This is a genomic window from Mesorhizobium sp. M0106, from assembly GCF_040322715.1.
Taxonomy (GTDB): domain Bacteria; phylum Pseudomonadota; class Alphaproteobacteria; order Rhizobiales; family Rhizobiaceae; genus Mesorhizobium.
The window spans coordinates 111,806-129,361 of sequence record NZ_JAMYUA010000007.1 but is presented as its reverse complement, the minus strand read 5'-3'; the positions used below and the strand labels follow the sequence as shown (position 1 = coordinate 129,361).

Here is a 17,556-nt window from a genome sequence, read left to right as displayed (position 1 = left end):
CCGCGGCGAGGCTATTCGGCCGCGATAATGGCGATGCGCGCCGGAAGCGCCGCCGGCGGTGGGAAGTCGAGAGCGCCGAGCTGGCGCGCCTCGGCCTTCAGCCAGCCATGAAAGCGCTCGACCGTCTCCAGCTTCGCCTTGTGCGGCGTCGTCGCAAAATAATAGGAAAACTCGACCGGCTGCGGCGAGCCGAACGGACTGACCAGCCGCCCCGCGGCAAGGTCAGGCTCGGCCAGCCGGAATTTGCCGAGACCGATGCCCTTGCCGGCCACAGCCGCGTCGAGCACCAGTGACGATTGGCTAAGCCGTATACCGCCCTCGACAAAGCGGCCGGACAGGCCGTTGGATCTCAGCCAGCCCTTCCAGTCAGGGCAGCTTGGATCGCGTTCCGGACCGTCCTCATGCAGGATCGGTGCGTCACGCAGCCCCTCCGGCCCGCGATAGAGACCGTGCATGCGAGCAAATTCCGGGCTGCAGACGGGCAGCACCGCTTCCGAAAACAGCCGTTCCGTCAGCAGGCCGCTATAGGCGCCCGACCCGTAGCGGATGACACAGTCGACGTCTTCGCTGGCAAAGTCGGCAAGCCTGGTTGATGCGTCGACCAGCACTTCTAGGCCGGGTACCGCGTCGCGCAGTGCGTCGAGGCGCGGGATCAGCCATTTGCTGGCGAAGGAGGGCGCGACCGACACTTTGATCGGCGCATCCTCCTCGTCGCCGGAAATCCGCGCGACCGACTCGACAACGACGTCGAAAGCCTCGGTGAGGCCGGGCATCAGCGCCTGGCCGGCCGACGTCAGCAGAAGCTCGCCGCGGTTGCGATGGAACAGCGGTTGACCGAGGTGATCCTCGAGCAGGCGGATCTGCTGGCCGATGGCGGCAGGCGTCACATGGAGTTCTTCGGCCGCCCGCGTAAAGCTCAGGTGGCGGGCGGTTGCGACAAAAGCGCGAAGCGACGTCAGCGGCGGAAGCCTCGCCAGCGTCGGCCGCAGCCTCCTTGATTTTGCGCGATTGAGATCGACCATGGAGCGCATTCAACACGTTCAGGCCGAGCGCGACGAGGGCGGGCTTTGCGCCAAAGTGCCCGGTGGAAAATTTCGTTTGCCGCAGCGTCGCGGCAGCGGGAACGGAAATCTAAAAAATCGTAATGTCTACTATTCTTGTAGAATAAGATCGGAGCGCTGATTTGTCGGCGACCGGCTTCGCTGGATCCTGGGCCGGTTCCTGGAATGAAACGATCGCGCAAAGCGGCGCTTTCCGCAGATGATAGAAAATCATTCTTCCGGTTTTGCGGCGTGGCAGGGATCATCACGCTGAGGCGCCGGAATGCGTTCGGCCGCCGGATGTCATCGAAGCCGTTTTCCGGAGCTCAAGACCATGTCTGTCAATCGTCGTCATTTCAACCAGCTGCTGTTGCTTGGCGGTGCGAGCTTCGCATTGCCCGGGGTTTCCTTCGCCGCCGAAGGCACGCCGGTTCAGGGCGGTACGCTCAACTGGGCCTACTATCCCGATCCCACGTCATTGATTGCCATCAACACCTCCTCGGGGACTGGTCAGGCGATCGGTCCAAAAGTGAACGAGGGCCTGCTCGATTTCGATTACAACCTCAACCCGAAACCGCTGCTGGCGACGGAGTGGTCGATCAGCGATGACGGCCTGCGCTACACTTTCAAGCTGCGCGAGGGCGTCAAATGGCATGACGGCAAGGACTTCACGTCGGAAGACGTTGCCTTCACCATCTTCCGGCTGAAGGAGGCGCATCCGCGCGGCCGCATCACCTACCAAAACGTGACCGCGGTCGAGACGCCCGATCCGCACACCGCAATCATCGTGCTTTCAAAGCCGGCGCCCTATCTGATCACGGCACTGAGCAGCTCGGAATCACCGATTGTGCCGAAGCACGTCTACGAAACGTTCAAGCCGGCGGAACAGCCGAAGCTCGAACAGACGATCGGCACCGGTCCCTTCATTCTCAAGGAATGGGTGCCCGGCAGCCATCTGATCTTCGACCGCAATCCGGACTATTGGGACGCGCCTCGGCCCTACCTCGACCGCATTGTCCTGCACGTCATCCTCGACCCGGCCGCGCGTTCGGCGGCTCTTGAAACCGGCGAGATCGATATCGGCGCCAATCCCGTGCCGCTGGCCGACATCGAACGGCTGAAGGCAAACCCCGCTCTGGTCGTCGACACCAACACCTACGCCTATTCCGGCCCACAGCAGCAATTGTTCTTCAACTACGAGAACGAAATCCTGACCAAGCGCGATGTGCGCCTTGCCATCGCCCACGCAATCGACCTGCAGAAGCTGGTCGACATCGCGCTCTACGGTTATGCGCAGGTGTCGCCGAGCCCGATCAGCACGGCGCTGCCCAAATGGTATGACCCCAGCATCAAGGCGCGCGAGCCCGACCCCAAACTGGCGGAGAAGCTGCTCGACGACGCCGGCTATCCGCGTGGCGCCGATGGGACGCGCTTCAAGCTCCGGCTTGCCTACAACGCGTTCCTGCCGGCGTCCTATGCCGATTTCATCAAGCAGTCGTTGGCGACGGTCGGCATCGATGCCGAGATCCTGAAGCTTGACCTGTCGACGTTCCTGAAGACCGTCTACACCGACCGCGCCTGGGACCTGGTCGTCGAGTCGCTGTCGAACACCTTCGATCCGACGCTCGGCGTCCAGCGCGCCTACTGGTCGAAGAACTTCAAGATCGGCCTCGTCTTCTCCAACGCTAGCCACTATGCAAACGCCGAGGTCGACCAGATCCTCGAAGCCGCGGCAATCGAGCCCGACGAGACCAAGCGGCGCGAGCTCTGGTACAAATTCCAGCACATCATCCATGACGACGTGGTGTCGGTCGATCTGGTCGCCGCCGGCGCCCAGATCGTCGCCAACAAGAAGGTCCGGGATTTTGCGCCCGGCGCTCAGGGGATCAACAACAGCTTCGCGCAGATATGGCTCGCGCCAAACGCCTAAGCGTTCTGCAAGCCCTCTGGTTGGGACCGGCGCGTGAAAACGACGATCCCGACTTTTCTCCATGAAAGATAAATCGCGCAAACGCGGAGTACCGACCATGACCATCAACCGACGCCTGTTCAATCAGTTCCTGCTGCTGGCCGGCGCGAGTACCGCGCTCCCCGCTGGAGTATTCGCCGAAGACGCAAAGCCCGTGGCCGGCGGCACGCTCAATTTCGTCTACTATCCCGAGCCGAACCAGATCGTTTCCATCAACACCAGCGCCGGCGGACCGGCCACCATCGGTCCGAAGATTTTCGACGGCCTGCTCGCCTACGACTACGATCTCAATCCGCGACCGCAACTGGCCACCGAATGGTCGATCAGCGACGACGGGCTCGAATACGTCTTCAAGCTGCGCCAGGGGGTGAAGTTCAGCGATGGCCATGATTTGACCTCCGAGGACGTGGCCTTTTCGATCTCCCGGCTGCGCGAAGCGCATCCGCGCGGGCGCATCACCTTCCAGAACGTCACCGATATTGACACGTCGGACCCGCATATCGTGAAGATCAAGTTGTCGAAGCCGTCCGCCGCGCTGATTTCGGGGCTGGCCGCGACGGAATCGCCTATCGTGCCCAAACATATTTACGAGAAGCTGAAGCCGGCCGACGATCCGTCCTTCGAGCAGATCATCGGCAGCGGGCCGTTTGTGCTGAAGGAATGGGTAAAGGGCAGCCACATCCTCGTCGAAAAGAATCCGACCTATTGGGATGCGCCTAAACCCTATCTCGACCGGATCATTTTCCGCTTCATCACCGATCCGGGCGCGCGCGCCGCGGCGCTCGAAACGGGCGAGGTCGACATCGGACCGAACCCGGTGGCCTTCGCCGATCTGGAGCGTTTCAAGGCGCTGCCGCAATTCGTCGTCGACAGCACGGTCTTCGCCTATAGCGGCCCGCTGCACCAACTGATCATCAACCTCGAAAACCCGATCCTGAAGCAGAAGAAGGTCCGTCAGGCAATCGCGCACGCGATCGACCTCGACGCGATCAATGCAATCGTGTTTTACGGTTATGGCCAAGTCTCGCCGACGCCGATCAGCGTCGTCAACAAGAAGTATTTCGATCCCGATGTGAAGGCCGCGACGTTCGATACGGCGCTCTCGGAAAAACTGCTCGACGAGGCCGGTTTCAAGCGTGGGGCTGACGGCGTACGCTTCAAGCTCAGGCTCACCAACAATCCCTACAACCCGTGGGGCTATGCCGACTTCCTCAAGCAGGCATTAGCCAAGATCGGCATCGATGCCGAGATCGAAAAATTCGACTTCGGCACCTATGTCAAGACCATCTACACCGACCGCACATGGGACCTGTCGACGGAATCCTGCGGCAACATCTTCGATCCGAGCGCCGGCGCGCAGCGGCTCTACTGGTCGAAGAACATCAAGAAAGGGCTGCCGTTCTCCAACGGCGCGCACTATGAGAACCCGGAGGTTGACCGGTTGTTGGAAGCCGCATCGGTCGAGCTCGACGAGGCCAAGCGCAAGCAGCTCTTCTTCAAGTTCCAGGAGATCATCGCCGACGAGTTGCCGATCATCAATCTGATCGCGCCACCGACCATCATTATCGCCCGCAAAACCGTCAAGAACTACGCGCCTGGCGCCGAAGGCCTGTCAGCGAATTTCGCCGACGCCTATCTCGACCCGAACGCCTAAATCTGCCGGGCAATCATGAGAGAAGGGCCGCGTCGAGCTGCGGCCCTTTTCGTTTCTTCCATTTCGCAAAGCCGGCAACTTCAGGCCAAAGCACGCAGCCTTGGGCTGGCGCCGACCAGAAGGCCGGCAAGGGCTATGGCCTGCGCCAGTTGTTCGCCGATTGAGCTCGATTCCCAGGCGACGCCGCGCAGCGGATGGCCGATGGCGAACAGATTGCCATGGGTCTTGCCGTTACCGGCAATCACTTGGCCGCCATGCGTCGCGTCGATGCCGAAGCCGGTCGCATTCGGCCTGACGATGCCGTTCTCAAGCAGGCTGCGGACGAATGGATCGGCGATCCGCCGCCAGTCATGCTCCTGATGGCCGCGGCAGTTGACGACACCGTCGAAGCGCAGCCGTTCGACCGCGCCGGTGTCGCGCCAGCGGATTTCAGCGACGATGCCATTTGCCTGCGGATGGAGTGCCAGCACCCGTCCCGCCCCACCCGTCCAACGGCCTTGGCTTCGCGCCAGTGCCACGCGCTCAAAGCTCGGTGGCGCCGCCCGGTGCGCGGTGACATCCCAGAAGGCGCGCAGATGGCGTGCGAACTTCAAGCGCTCCCTGTCGGTGGCGCCTCGCCACAAGGCCAGGATCCACGGCCGGATCGTCAGTGGCAGCCCTTGCCAGTCCAGGCCGGTGGTTTCGATTGCCCGGCGTTCGGCCTTGACCAGTGCGAGAAGCGCCCTGGTGGTTTTCGGCAGCGGCCGCCCCGCGAGGAAATCGCGCCACGCTTCCGCGTTGCGCCTCGGCTCGACGATCTGTCCGCGCCGCGACACGACGCGATAGCTACCTTTGAAGCCGCGCGCTTCCATGCTGGCGACGACGTCGACCATGCTGAGGCTGGAGCCGATCAGCAGCAGTTCCTTGCTGCCGGCGAGCCGATCGAGCGCCGCCGAATCCCAGGGATTGGCGACATAACGGGGATCGCTGACGATGGCTGCTTCCGTGGTGGACGGCTCGCTCTGGAACACCCCGGTTGCGAGCACGGCCTCATCGGCCAGCAGTTGCTGGCCATCGCTGGTGCCGACGCAGACACCGGACGGACCCGTCTGCATGTCGATAGCCGATGCGTTGATATGGCGCAGCCAGGAACGCCCGTCCGCGTCTTTGATCGCTCTCGTCAGTTCCGACTGGACATAGCTGCCGAACAGCCAGCGCGGCGGGCTTGAGTCCGGGACATCCTCGGGCGGTGTCCAGCCGTGCTCCGGCCCATTCGCCATAAGCCAGCGAACGAGGTGATCGGGATCGTCCGGATGCAGCGAGAAGATGCGCGCCGCGCCGTTGACGAGGTGTTGTGGATCGACGGTGCTATAGGCAACGCCGCGACCGAGCTCGGCCCGGCGCTCGATGATGGTGATTGCCAGCGGCTCAGTTGAACGGTCGAGCAGCTTGATCGCGGTAACCGCGCCGGCAAAGCCGCCGCCAACGATGATGATTGAACGAGGGATCGAGCGTAGCGGGGAGGAAGGGGTATGAAGCATCAAGAACCTTTGCGACGCCGGTGGTCGTGGCTCTAGCCCATCGCCCCGGCAACGATCATCGTGCTTTCCCGTAACCCGATGTCAAAAAACAATAATTGCCAGCTGGCGAAAGGCATTCTTTCACTCAGCGGGTTTGGCAAGCGATAGATAGGAACGCCCTTTGCGACCAGCCCGAGAACCGCTGATGACTGAAAATCGAAAGATAGGGCTTGGAGCCTTTGTTCGCGGACCGGGCCATCATGTCGCTGCCTGGCGCCATCCCGATGTGCCTGCCAATCCGGGCCTGAGCTTTCAGCACTATGCGGACGCCGCGCGCACTGCCGAGCGTGGCCTGTTCGACATGGTGTTCCTGGCCGACAGCCTCAGCGCGCGCAATGGCGAGCAGCCGATCGAGACCTTCGAGCGCACCGGCCATGTCGTGCATTTCGAGCCGCTGACGCTTTTGTCGGCGCTCTCGACCGTGACGCAGAGGATTGGGCTCGTCGCCACCGCCTCGACCACCTATTGGGAGCCGTTCCATCTGGCGCGGCTGTTCGCCTCGATCGACCATCTGAGCGGCGGCAGAACGGGCTGGAACGTCGTCACTTCGGCCGATGCGCCGGCGGCGGCGAATTTCAGCCGCGACCAGCATCCCGTTCATGCCGACCGCTACGACCGCGCCGAGGAATTCGTCGCCGTCGCGAAGAAGCTGTGGGACAGCTGGGACGACGATGCCTTCGTCGCCGACAAGGTTTCGGGGATCGCCATCGACAGGCATGGCATCCACGCCCCGAACCATGCCGGCCGGCATTTCCGCGTCAAAGGGCCGCTCAACGTCGCCCGCCCGCCGCAGGGCCATCCCGTCATCGTTCAGGCCGGCTCTTCCGATGCCGGCCAGCAGCTGGCGGCGCGGACGGCGGAGGTGGTTTTCACCGCCCATCCGACCATCGAATCGGCCCGAGGTTTTTACAGCGAGCTGAAAGGCCGGTTGGGCTCCTTTGGTCGCTCTGCCGATTCTTTGAAGATCATGCCCGGCGTCTTCCCGGTCGTCGCGCCGACGCGCGCGGAAGCCGAGGACAAGTTCGACGCGATCCAGCGGCTGGTCGATCCGGTGGTCGGCGTCGCCCTGGTTTCCGGACTGCTCGGCGGCATCGATCTTTCCAGCCACCCACTCGATGGGCCGTTGCCCGAACTCGGCAGTTCCGATTCTGTGAAGAGCCGCCTGAAAGTCGTTTCCGAATTAGCTGCGAACCGGAACCTGACCATCCGGCAATTGTATCTCGCCGTTGCCGGCGCGCGCGGCCATTTCCAGATCGTCGGCACGCCAAAGGATGTGGCCGACATGATGGAGGAGTGGTTCGCCGGTGGCGCGGCGGACGGCTTCAACGTCATGCCGCCGATCCTGCCGACGGGCCTCACCGATTTTGTCGACCTCGTCATTCCGGAGCTGCAGCGGCGGCGTCTGTTCCGGACTGCTTACGAAGGCGGGACGTTGCGCGAGAACCTCGGCCTTGCGCGTCCGATCCGTGGCGCCGCTGAACAGCAAGAGAGGAAAGCATCATGAGCGACAGGACGATCGATTCGAAAATGTTTCGCCAATGGCTGGCGGATGGCGAAGAACTGGCGGTGCTAGACATTCGCGACAGCGCGACTGTCGGATACGCATCGCCGCTGTTCGCCACCAACCTGCCCGCGGCTCAGGTCGAGGCCGAGATCGACCGCTTCATCCCGCGCAAATCGGTGCGCACCGTGCTGGCGGACGACGGCAGCGGCGTTGCCGAGCAACTTGTCGAACGACTGGTGGGGTATGGCCGTACCCAGCTGTTTTCGCTGAACGGTGGAATTCCGGAATGGACGCAAAGCGGCGTTGAAGACCTGCCGACCTTCGATACGCCGGGCGTCGATTTTTCGCTGGCGATCCGCGACGAGAAGGGGACCCCGGTCGTCAGCGTTGAAGAGCTCGCGGTGCTCACAGGCCCAGGCGCCGAGGTGGTGGTGCTCGACAGCCGCACGGTGGCGGAGTTCGAAAAGGACCATGTGCCGGGCGCCATCAGCGTGCCGGGCGCCGAGCTGGTGCTGCGCTTCGCCGACCTGGTGCCGTCACCGGAGACGCAGGTTGTCGTCTCCTGCGCCGGCCTGCCGCGCGCCATCATCGGGGCGCAGACACTGATCGATGCCGGCGTGCCCAACCGGGTCGCCTATCTGCACGACGGCACCAAGGCATGGCGCGAGGCCGGTCTTGCACTCGAAACCGGCAAGACCGCAATCTATGGTCCGGCAAGCGAGGATGCCAAGCGTTTCGCCGGGGAGCACATCGCAAAGCTTGCCGAAGGCGACAGCTTTCCCCGCATCAATGCGGCCACGGCCGCGAACTGGGCGAAGGACGAAAAGCGGACGACCTACCTGCTTGACGTGCGCACGCCCGACGAGTTCGCCGAAGCGCATATTCCGGGGTCGATCGCGTCTGAGGGCGGGCAGTTGCTCGCTGTCGCCTATCGCACCATCGCCGTGCGCGGCGCCCGCGTCGTGCTGATCGACGATCTGCTCGGTGTCCGCGCGGCGACGACGGCGCATTGGCTGCAGCGGCGCGGCTTCGAGATCGCGATCCTCTTGTATGACTTCCAGTCGGCCAGCCTGGTGGAAGCGGCGTAGGGCAGGAGCACTGTCAGGCGATTTTTTCGGGGGCCACTATTCGGCGGCTTCCGATTGGCGGCGACGGCCCGCCAGCACGTTCTTCTGCATCGCCGTCAGCGAAGACCGCACGGCTTTGGCGCCGTGCTCCAGCATCTTGGCCTCATACTCCGACAGCGCCTGGAGAAGCGGCTTGTCGCCGCGTTTGGCGGCCACCAGCTCTGGCACCAGCAGCCCGGCGTCGTAGATCGCGGTGTTGCCGCCAAGCGCGCGAAAATAGGTCATGGCGTGGATGGCATCGCCAAGCAGCGTCACCGGTTTCGTCGGCCAGGGATCGACAGGTTCGGAGCTGTGGACATGAAGCAGCGCCACCGTCGATGGGTCGGTGTAGCGGATGAGGTTGAGGATTTCCGGGTGCCAGTGGGCGATCTTCGAGATCAGCAGGTCAATCAGTTCTGAACCGGAGAGCTTTGCCAGCGCGTCGTCCGTGGCAAGTTCGTCCTTTTCGTAAGCCGTGTTCCACCAGACATAGCTGGTGGTGTTGTTGAAATGGAAACCGGAAAAATCCTTGTGGGTGGCGTCGCCCAGCCTGATCAGTCCATGCTTTCGTAATGCGTCGACATTGACCCTGTGGCTGGTGACCATAAGCCCATGACCTTCGGTTGGCCTGACGCCGGCATTGTAGTCGAGTAGCAGCGGCGAGATCTGGTGAAGGGCTGCCGCATGCAGCGTCATCTTGCCGGCTAGGCGCCTGACGCCTGTATCGAAGCTCCTGGCATGCGGCACCAGCTGCTGGCGCACGCGCGAGCGGGCGCCGTCGGCTCCGACCAGCACATCGGCATGGATTGCCGAACCGTCCTCGAAATGCGCGACGACCGAACCATCCGGCTGCTCGTCGTAGCGTGAAAAGACCTTGCCATAGCGCATGATGCCGTCGAGGCCAGAGAGCAGCACCTGGCGCAGCGTGATACGGCTTACCGATTTTTCGATATGCGTGTCGTCGGCCTCGCCCGGCGCGTTGCCGCCGCCCCAGGCATCCTCGCCCAGGATCTTGAAATTCTCGTCCAGCAGGATGTTGCGATCCGGCGCCTGGCCGAGCGTGGCGACAAAAGCGTCGTAGAGTTCCGGCGGTAAATTGGCGATCAGCGAATCGATGCCGCGCTGGCGGATGCGCAGACGAAAACCCTGGACATAGTCGGTGCGGGCGCGGTCCTTCTCGAAGACCGCGACACTGATGCTGTTCTTCTTCAGGCCTTGCGCCAGTGTCAGGCCGCCGGGGCCTCCGCCGATGATGGCGACTTCGACATGTTCTGTTGTCATGGCGCTCAACCGACCGCGGCGAGCTTGGGCTTGCCAGCGGCAATAGCCGGTGTCTCGGCCAGCTGTCGGGCGGTATGGCGGCTGAGCGTCGCCTTGGCGGCGATCGTGCGGATCATGTGGTTCTGCGGTGCGTGGGAACGGGCGGTCAGCGCATCACGGTGGTGGCGCTCAAGCTGGAAATCTCTGTTAAGGCCTGGATTGCCGGCAAGCTCCAGCGCCAGCGAGGTGACGGCAACGGCATTGTCGATGACGACATGCCTGACCGTCATGCCGTCGGTGCCCACAGGCCGGCCGGCGTCGACATCTTCGGCGAGCGAACGCAGCAGCCGCGCGCTGCTCGCAAGCCGAACCTCTATGTCGCCCAGCCCTGACTGGATGTGCGGCACGGTCGACAGCGGCGCACCAAGACTTGCCGGCGCGTGCGTGCTGACAAAGGAGACCAGCCGGTCACGGGCAGCACGGGCGGCACCGTGATAGACCGCGCCGATCAGCGAGAAGAAGAACGCTGTCGCGCCTTCCTCGCGCCTCAGCGGCTCGGACGCCGGCTGCGCCTCGGTGATGTCTTCTGCAGGGATCGCGACATTGTCGAGAATGACATCGTCGCTGGCGGTGGCCCGCATGCCGGTGGCGTTCCATGTCTTTTCGACGCGCAATCCGGGCGCGTCGGTCGGCACCAGGAATGAAGCCAGACGCGGCTGCGGCTCGTCGGTCAGCGCCAGCAAGTTCACCCATTTCAGAATAGGAATGCCGGTGACGTAGTTTTTGTGGCCGGATATCCGCCAGACGTTGCCGTCGCGCCGGGCAATGGTTTCGGGCGGCTTGCCATGGGCGGGCGAGCCAATCCGCGGCTCGGCTTGCGCGGCGTTGATCAAAGCAGGGCCAAGACGGCCAGCCTCGACAATCCGCTGAACCAGATGGCGCGGCCATTTTCCGGATTTCCGCATCGCATACTGGCTGTTGTAGTGCATGGCTAGCACCAGCGCCGTCGACGGCTCGCCACGGCCAATCTCGGCGATCACCGCCTGTGCTTCCGTCAGCCCGCCACCGAAGCCGCCATGTTCGCGCGCCGTGACCAGGCCAAGCAGCCCCGCCTGGTGAAGCCGGTCGAAATTGGCGAATGGGAATTCCCCGGTCGCGTCGTGATGCGCGGCGGTCAGCGCGAAGTCGTCGGCAAGGCCGGCCACTTTCTCGAGGAGTTGCGGAAACTCGGCAATTGTCGACATCATGACGTTGGCTTTCTCTCAGGCGGCGGCGCGAATGTTCACCAGATCGAGCGGCCGGCGATCGACCCAGTGCTCGACGTCGAAATCGCCGGCGAGGAAGCCCCAGTCGCGCAGGAAACTCTTATAGTGGGAAACCGCTGCGACGAGCTCAGGCTGCAGTCCGAGGCCGAGATGCTTATGGACATCCGGACCATTGGCGGCCAGCACCTGTTCCTCGGTGGCCCCGGCTTCGCGGGCAACAAAGCGCTGCGTCTCTTCCGGATGCGCCTCGGCCCAGGCACTGGCGCGCAGGATGGTCTCGATCAGTCGCGCGACCAGATCGGGGCGTTGTTCCGCCAGCAGTTCATCGACGGTCAGCACGCGCGGCGAACCGGAATTGATGCGGATGTTCGGGTCGGGGTGGAAGCCGAATTCCACGACCTGGATGGCGCCGATCAGATTGGCGACATTGATGCCGGCCGTGCCTTTGACATAGATGGCGTCGACCTCGCCCCGGATCAGGGCTGCGGCTTCCTCACCATAGGCCTGCTTGCGCTTGAGGCCGAACAGCGACGGTCCTTCCTGGCTGTCGAGCACGCTGTCGGCCAGCGCTATGTCGACGATCTCGACGTCGCCATAGCCAAGGCCCTCGAGCGAGAGCGCCGAGACCAGTCCCTTCAACGCCGTCGCTCGCATGAAGTCGACGATTCCCTCGGGGCGCCGGGCGATGCCGAAGCGGCGGCCTTTCAGGTCCTGGGTTGTCCTGATGCCGCAACCGGGCAGGGCGATGATTGCCTGGAATTCGTCGGTCCAAGTGATGCCGACGAGACGCGTCTTGCGCCCTTCGGACCGCGCGCGGATCGGCGGCACGTTGCCGCCGTGGCGGAACGACCAGTCGAGCGTGTGGTTGAAATGGCTCTGGCGGATGTCGCGATTGGCCGAATCGATGATCGACTTCAATTCGATCCCCTCCTTGCGAAAGGTCTCGTCGAGAAGCCCGAGCTGTGCGGCGAGCCCGACAGGCGTCGGCACCGGGCAGCGTGTGTACCAGATTTCGGAGATCGCAGTCGCGGTCATGATTGCTCCTCAGGTGTTGCGCAGGCCAGCCTGCTTCATCAGCGGCAGGATGTTCTCGCCGAAGAATTCGAGGTCAGGCTTGAAATCGAAAAAGGACAGCTGCAGGCCGTCAATGCCGGCGTCCTTGAGCTTGACGAACTGGTCGACGATCTGTTCGGGCGTGCCGATGAGATAGATGTTGCCGCCGACCTTGGCGTAGGGATCGTCGCGGCCCTCGCGTCCTTTCCAGGCCTGGGCATCGCTGTTGAAAGTCTGGAAGCCTTTCGGCGTGCGGCTGTCGGCATGGGCGACGATCTCATCGGCGACCGCCCAGGCTTCCTTCTCGGTCGGCCTGCTGATGACCAGCGGGTTGAGCAGCGTGCGCACCTTGCGGCCGACGCCGAGGGCTGCGTCCTTCACCTTCTTCGTATGCGCCGGCAGCGCTTCCAGCGCGCTGGCGATGTCGGAGCCGGCCGGGCTGGTGACGAAGACGATGTCGGAATAGCGGCCGGCAAAGGAAATGCCGGCATCGGAGCCAGTGGCGTTGACCAGGATCGGCCGGCCGTAATTCGGCTTCGGTGTGACGAAGCCGCCATTGAGCTTCCAGCTCGATTCTCCGGAGAATGAGAAATTCTCGTCGTCCTGCCACAGTCGCTGTAGCACTTCGACGAACTCGGCGGCGAGTTCATAGCGGCGGTCGTGCTCGATACGGTTCCAGCCGAACATTTCATGTTCGACGGCGCGATGGCCGGTGACCACGTTGATGCCCCAGCGGCCGCCGGAGATGTGGTCGAGCGTGGCGCCGAATTTCGCCAGATGCAGCGGATGCCAGGGACCGTAGAGAACATGCATGGTCGAAATCAGCATGATCTTCTTGGTAATCGCGGCCATCGCCGCCACGGACACGAAACTGTCCAGCGCCTGGCCGTTGAAGACACCGCCATAACCGCCCTTGGGCAGCCACTGGCTGAGCGCGAAGACGAGGTCGAAGCCAAGCTCCTCGGCCTTCAACGTCAGATCGCGATTGTAGTCGAAGCGCCAGTCGGTCGAGCGCGGCAGCGTCGAGTTGGTCCAGCCACCTGCCTGGATCGGCAGGAACAGCCCGATTAGCACCGGCTGCTGAAGCGCTTTCGACAGCGGGCTGTCCGGATAGTCGGTCGGCGCCTTGAAGAAGGGCGTGCCGACGATGGAACCAGGCTTGTGGGCGAGCGTCATGGCGAACTTTCTCGGGTGGAGGAAGGGAACCCGCGCGAAGGACCGCGCACGGGTCAGGGCTCAGGCGACGATATGGGCGGTTGCGAGGGAGCCGGCATTGCCCTCGGCGCCCACCGTGTGACCGGCTATGCGCCTGTTGTAGAGGGTGATTTCCGGTTGGCTGACGATGCCGATATCGGGCAGGTCCTCGACCACAATCTGCTGGATCGCGGCCCATTGCTCGAAGCGCTTTTCGTGGTCGACCTCGACGGCGGCCGCTTCAAGAAGTTCGTCGACCTTGGCATTGCTGTATTTCGAACCGTTGGAGAACGGCACGCCGGGTTTGAAATTCTTAGACCAGTAGAGGCGCTGTACGCCTACCGTCGGGTCGAACAGATTGCTCATGCCGTTGAAGGTGAAGTCGAAGTCGCGGTCGGTGTAGATGCGCTTGGTGTAGGTGGCGAAATCCTGGCTGCGCACGGTGACCTCGATCCCGACCGCGGCCAATGCCTGCTTGATGTAGTCGGCGCCGCGCTTGTAGGTTTCGCCGCTCGGGACATAGTCGTGGACAAGCTTGAGCCGGGTACCGTTGGCGTCGCGCGGCAAGCCTGCTTCATCGAGCAGTTTATCGGCGGCGGCCGTGTCGACCGGATAGGTCTTCAGGTCGGCGATGAACCACTTCTTCAGATTGGGGTTGATCGGGCCTGGAATGGTTTCGCCATAGCCATAGTTGATCGTCTCGCGGATGACGTTGCGGTCGATGACATGGGCGAAGGCACGGCGGACGCGAACATCCTGGAAATAGGATTTCTCCAGGTTGAACTCGACCCGGCTGATGCCATTTGAATATTGGTAGCCCTGTTCCTCGAAGCCGATATGCGGCAGCGTCTCAAAACGCTGCAAATCGCTGTACGGAATCGGCGTTGCCGGCGCCAGATCGATCTCGCCTGTCTCCAGCGCCAGCGCGCGCGCCGAAGCGTCCGCGATGAAGCGCACGATCAACCGGTCGAGATAGGGGCGCGGTGCGTCCCAGTAGTCAGGATTGCGTTCGTAAACGATGTGGCTGCCGCGCACCCATTCCTTGAAGACGAACGGGCCGGTGCCGACCGGAGCGACGTTGACCGGATTTTCGGCTGCCTTTGTGCCGTCATAGAGGTGCTTCGGCACGATCGGCGTTTCGGCCGCGGCCAAGGCCGTGATCAGGTAAGGCGCCGGCCTCGACAGGACCAGCGTCACGGTCAGCGGATCCGGCGTCTGGATGTCTACAAGGTTGAGGAAGGTGTTGCGGCCGCGCGGATGAACCTCTCTGATCGTGGTGATCGAATAGGCGACGTCGGCGGCGGTGAACGGCTGGCCATCATGCCACTTCACGCCTTCGCGCAGCTTGAAGGTGTATTGCAGCCCATCGTCACTGACTGACCATTGTCTGGCCAGGGATGGGCGCGGCGTGAGATCGAAATCATAGGTCAGCAGGCCTTCGGTGGTCTTTGCCGAGACGTAGACCGAATTGAATGCCGTGTGGGCGATGGTCGTCAGCACAGGCGGCTCAGCCGAGAGCACCAGCGTCGCCGTTCCACCCTGTTTCGGCTCGGCGGCGTAGGCGCTGCGCGATGCAGGCAATAGGGTCGCTCCGAGCGCGGCTGCCGAGATGCCGAGGAACCTGCGGCGGTTCGGACTGAGGAAATGAGACATCGCGTCCTGGTCCTTTTTTGCTGCCGGACCCGATCGACCGATCGTCGGCCACCAGGTTAAAAATCCGTTGTTCCAAGAGCGGGTCCGTTTGCGAAAAGATTTGGCCGACCTGCTCCCGCGCTTAAGATTTCATGCTTCAAACAGCTAAGTTTGTAGTATGAAATAAAATTCTATTCTGCAATGAAGCCAATTGCAGGATAAAATTTCTTAAATCAGGTTTGACAATGTCTATAAATCTTGTCAACTAAAAAGCGCGGAACTTTCCGGGAAACAGCAAACCCGCATCGTCAGCCACAGCCGGGATAGCGAAAACGATGTCGACCCTGACGCGCATTGGCAGAACCTTCCGGCGCACCGCCATCCAGGCGGTGCCGACCGTTCTGGGCATCGTCATCCTGAATTTCTTCCTGCTGCAGCTCGCGCCCGGCGACGCCGCCGATGTCATGGCCGGCGAGGCTGGCTCGGCCACTGTCGAAACGATGGCGGCGCTTCGCCAGCGCTTCGGGCTCGACAATCCGCTTCTCGTCCAGCTGTTCAACTATCTCTACAATCTGGCGCATTTCAGCCTCGGCTTTTCGCCGCGCTACGGCATGCCGGTCGCCGACCTGATCGGCCAGCGGCTGCCCGGCACGCTGGTGCTGATGGCGGTGGCTCTGGCCGTCGCCATTGTGCTCGGCCTCGCCCTTGGATCGGTGATGGCGGTGTTTGCCGGGCGCCTGCCGGATCGTGTGCTCTCCGTTATTTCGCTGCTGTTCTATTCAATCCCGGGTTTCTGGATCGGCTTGATGCTGATCGTGCTGTTTTCGGTCAAGCTCGGCTGGCTGCCGAGCGGCGGCTCGGGAACCATCGGCAGCAACCTGACCGGCCTTGCCGGGCTCTGGGACAGGGCGCGCTACATGATCCTGCCGGCACTGTCGCTGGCGCTGTTCTACGTGGCGATCTATGCGCGGCTGACACGAGCGGCGATGCTGGAGGTCCAGTCGCAGGACTACGTGCGCACCGCCGCAGCCAAGGGCCTGCCGCCGGCCATCATCACCATTCGCCATGTCCTGCGCAACGCGCTGATCCCCATTACCACCATGGCCGGCATGCATGTTGGCGGCATGCTCGGCGGCGCCGTGGTTGTCGAGACCGTCTATTCCTGGCCCGGCCTCGGGCGTCTCGCCTTCGAAGCGGTCATGGGCCGCGATTTCACCGTGCTGCTCGGCATCCTTCTGTTGTCGTCGCTGCTGGTCATCATCGCCAACGCGACCGTCGATCTTCTGCACGCCTGGCTCGATCCCCGTATCGGAGTACGCTGATGGCTTCCACCGATTTCGCCGCGGGCGATGCCCGTTCCCGCCGTCTCCATGCCGATGCTCGCGGGCCTGCGGCACCGCCTGAGCCCGAGGCAAAGAGCTGGAGCAATCTCCACGCGCCCGACGCACGCTCCGCTTCGGCAGCATCGGTGCCGATAGCCGCTGGCGGGCGTGCGCTGAAGGTCTTCCTGCGCAATCCCAATGCCATGTTCGGCGTGGTGTTCCTGTCGTTGGTCGTGCTGGCCGCACTGCTCGCACCAGTCCTCTATCCGGCCGATCCGCTATCGATGGTGGCCCGGCCCTTCCTGTGGCCGGGCCAGAACCCAGCCTTCCCACTGGGCACGGACTCCATGGGCCGCGATGTGCTTTCCGGCATTCTGCATGGCGCGCGGATTTCGCTGTTCGTCGGCCTGGTGGCGACCGCGCTCGGCCTCAGCTTCGGCATCCTGGTCGGCGCCGCCGCCGGCTACTTTGGCGGCTGGATCGACGACCTGCTGGTGCGCCTGATCGAGATCTTTCAGACCATACCGAGCTTCGTGCTTCTGGTCGTCATGGTGGCGATCGCGCAGCCGACCGCGCCTGTCGTGACAGTGGCGATCGCCGTCATCACCTGGCCGACGGTGGCGCGGTTGACCCGCGCCGAATTCCGGGCCATCCGCGAGAAGGATTTCGTCATGGCCGCCCGCAGCCTCGGCTGCGGCCATGCCCGCATTATCTTCCGCGAGATCCTGCCCAATGCGCTGCCGCCGTTGATCGTGACCTCGTCGGTGATGGTGGCGACCGCGATCCTGATGGAATCGGCACTGTCCTTCATGGGCCTCGGCGATCCCAACGTCGTCAGCTGGGGCTCGATGATCGGAGCGGGCAGGGAATTGATCCGCACCGCTTGGTATCTGACAGCGCTTCCGGGACTGGCGATCGTCTTTACCGTGCTGGCGCTGAACCTGATCGGTGACGGCCTCAACGACGCGCTCAACCCGCGCTTCTCACAGGAGCGATAG

The 17,556-nt window shown here is 63.1% G+C and carries 13 protein-coding genes; 6 read left to right on the top strand and 7 right to left on the bottom strand.

Features of this window, described 5'->3' with window-relative positions; all coding sequences use genetic code 11:
- Positions 1-11: 11 nt before the first annotated feature.
- The gene (gene gcvA, locus NKJ55_RS09810; protein WP_352449718.1) at positions 12-1,022 is read right to left on the bottom strand and encodes a transcriptional regulator GcvA; all 1,011 of its coding nucleotides are present in this window, start codon (positions 1,020-1,022) and stop codon (positions 12-14) included.
- A 352-nt stretch (positions 1,023-1,374) separates the two neighbouring features.
- On the opposite strand from gcvA, the gene NKJ55_RS09805 reads away from it, so the two are divergent.
- On the top strand, positions 1,375-2,970 hold the full coding sequence (locus NKJ55_RS09805; RefSeq protein ID WP_352449717.1) for an ABC transporter substrate-binding protein: 1,596 nt from the start codon (positions 1,375-1,377) through the stop codon (positions 2,968-2,970).
- A gap of 97 nt (positions 2,971-3,067) precedes the next feature.
- Entirely contained in the window at positions 3,068-4,663 is a 1,596-nt protein-coding gene (locus tag NKJ55_RS09800; protein ID WP_352449716.1) for an ABC transporter substrate-binding protein, read from the top strand.
- Positions 4,664-4,743: 80 nt separating this feature from the next.
- Here the strand turns inward: NKJ55_RS09800 and NKJ55_RS09795 are convergent, their stop codons facing one another.
- On the bottom strand, positions 4,744-6,183 hold the full coding sequence (locus tag NKJ55_RS09795) for an FAD/NAD(P)-binding protein (RefSeq protein ID WP_352449715.1): 1,440 nt from the start codon (positions 6,181-6,183) through the stop codon (positions 4,744-4,746).
- A gap of 181 nt (positions 6,184-6,364) precedes the next feature.
- On the opposite strand from NKJ55_RS09795, the gene NKJ55_RS09790 reads away from it, so the two are divergent.
- The gene (locus tag NKJ55_RS09790) at positions 6,365-7,726 is read left to right on the top strand and encodes an LLM class flavin-dependent oxidoreductase (protein WP_502901474.1); all 1,362 of its coding nucleotides are present in this window, start codon (positions 6,365-6,367) and stop codon (positions 7,724-7,726) included.
- On the top strand, positions 7,723-8,814 hold the full coding sequence (locus tag NKJ55_RS09785) for a rhodanese-like domain-containing protein (protein ID WP_352449713.1): 1,092 nt from the start codon (positions 7,723-7,725) through the stop codon (positions 8,812-8,814). The genes NKJ55_RS09790 and NKJ55_RS09785 overlap by 4 nt, the downstream gene beginning before the upstream one ends.
- Before the next feature lie 36 nt (positions 8,815-8,850).
- Here NKJ55_RS09785 and NKJ55_RS09780 read toward each other — a convergent pair whose 3' ends face one another.
- From NKJ55_RS09780 to NKJ55_RS09760, 5 genes are read right to left on the bottom strand one after another with little or no spacing between them, the layout of a single operon-like run.
- Entirely contained in the window at positions 8,851-10,113 is a 1,263-nt protein-coding gene (locus tag NKJ55_RS09780; protein WP_352449712.1) for an FAD-dependent oxidoreductase, read from the bottom strand.
- A gap of 5 nt (positions 10,114-10,118) precedes the next feature.
- Complete coding sequence (locus NKJ55_RS09775; protein ID WP_352449785.1) at positions 10,119-11,336, bottom strand: acyl-CoA dehydrogenase family protein; 1,218 nt, start codon at positions 11,334-11,336, stop codon at positions 10,119-10,121.
- An 18-nt stretch (positions 11,337-11,354) separates the two neighbouring features.
- Positions 11,355-12,392 carry an ABC transporter substrate-binding protein gene (locus tag NKJ55_RS09770; protein WP_352449711.1) on the bottom strand — a complete coding sequence of 346 codons (1,038 nt, stop codon included), beginning with the start codon at positions 12,390-12,392 and terminating at the stop codon, positions 11,355-11,357.
- A gap of 9 nt (positions 12,393-12,401) precedes the next feature.
- Positions 12,402-13,586 (bottom strand): LLM class flavin-dependent oxidoreductase, encoded by a 1,185-nt coding sequence (locus tag NKJ55_RS09765; protein WP_352449710.1) that lies wholly within the window; start codon positions 13,584-13,586, stop codon positions 12,402-12,404.
- A gap of 60 nt (positions 13,587-13,646) precedes the next feature.
- Positions 13,647-15,257 carry an ABC transporter substrate-binding protein gene (locus tag NKJ55_RS09760; RefSeq protein WP_352449709.1) on the bottom strand — a complete coding sequence of 537 codons (1,611 nt, stop codon included), beginning with the start codon at positions 15,255-15,257 and terminating at the stop codon, positions 13,647-13,649.
- 314 nt (positions 15,258-15,571) lie between these two features.
- On the opposite strand from NKJ55_RS09760, the gene NKJ55_RS09755 reads away from it, so the two are divergent.
- Both NKJ55_RS09755 and NKJ55_RS09750 read left to right on the top strand, forming a co-directional pair.
- Positions 15,572-16,558: an ABC transporter permease gene (locus tag NKJ55_RS09755; RefSeq protein ID WP_352449708.1), complete on the top strand. Its 987-nt coding sequence runs from the start codon at positions 15,572-15,574 to the stop codon at positions 16,556-16,558.
- Positions 16,558-17,556: an ABC transporter permease gene (locus tag NKJ55_RS09750; RefSeq protein ID WP_352449707.1), complete on the top strand. Its 999-nt coding sequence runs from the start codon at positions 16,558-16,560 to the stop codon at positions 17,554-17,556. The genes NKJ55_RS09755 and NKJ55_RS09750 overlap by 1 nt, the downstream gene beginning before the upstream one ends.

What these genes read in the sequence shown, in the direction of transcription:
- gcvA (WP_352449718.1), bottom strand. Translation starts at nt 1,022, where the DNA reads ATGGTCGATCTCAATCGCGCAAAATCAAGGAGGCTGCGGCCGACGCTG.
- NKJ55_RS09805 (WP_352449717.1), top strand. Translation starts at nt 1,375, where the DNA reads ATGTCTGTCAATCGTCGTCATTTCAACCAGCTGCTGTTGCTTGGCGGT.
- NKJ55_RS09800 (WP_352449716.1), top strand. Translation starts at nt 3,068, where the DNA reads ATGACCATCAACCGACGCCTGTTCAATCAGTTCCTGCTGCTGGCCGGC.
- NKJ55_RS09795 (WP_352449715.1), bottom strand. Translation starts at nt 6,183, where the DNA reads ATGCTTCATACCCCTTCCTCCCCGCTACGCTCGATCCCTCGTTCAATC.
- NKJ55_RS09785 (WP_352449713.1), top strand. Translation starts at nt 7,723, where the DNA reads ATGAGCGACAGGACGATCGATTCGAAAATGTTTCGCCAATGGCTGGCG.
- NKJ55_RS09780 (WP_352449712.1), bottom strand. Translation starts at nt 10,113, where the DNA reads ATGACAACAGAACATGTCGAAGTCGCCATCATCGGCGGAGGCCCCGGC.
- NKJ55_RS09775 (WP_352449785.1), bottom strand. Translation starts at nt 11,336, where the DNA reads ATGTCGACAATTGCCGAGTTTCCGCAACTCCTCGAGAAAGTGGCCGGC.
- NKJ55_RS09770 (WP_352449711.1), bottom strand. Translation starts at nt 12,392, where the DNA reads ATGACCGCGACTGCGATCTCCGAAATCTGGTACACACGCTGCCCGGTG.
- NKJ55_RS09765 (WP_352449710.1), bottom strand. Translation starts at nt 13,586, where the DNA reads ATGACGCTCGCCCACAAGCCTGGTTCCATCGTCGGCACGCCCTTCTTC.
- NKJ55_RS09760 (WP_352449709.1), bottom strand. Translation starts at nt 15,257, where the DNA reads ATGTCTCATTTCCTCAGTCCGAACCGCCGCAGGTTCCTCGGCATCTCG.
- NKJ55_RS09755 (WP_352449708.1), top strand. Translation starts at nt 15,572, where the DNA reads ATGTCGACCCTGACGCGCATTGGCAGAACCTTCCGGCGCACCGCCATC.
- NKJ55_RS09750 (WP_352449707.1), top strand. Translation starts at nt 16,558, where the DNA reads ATGGCTTCCACCGATTTCGCCGCGGGCGATGCCCGTTCCCGCCGTCTC.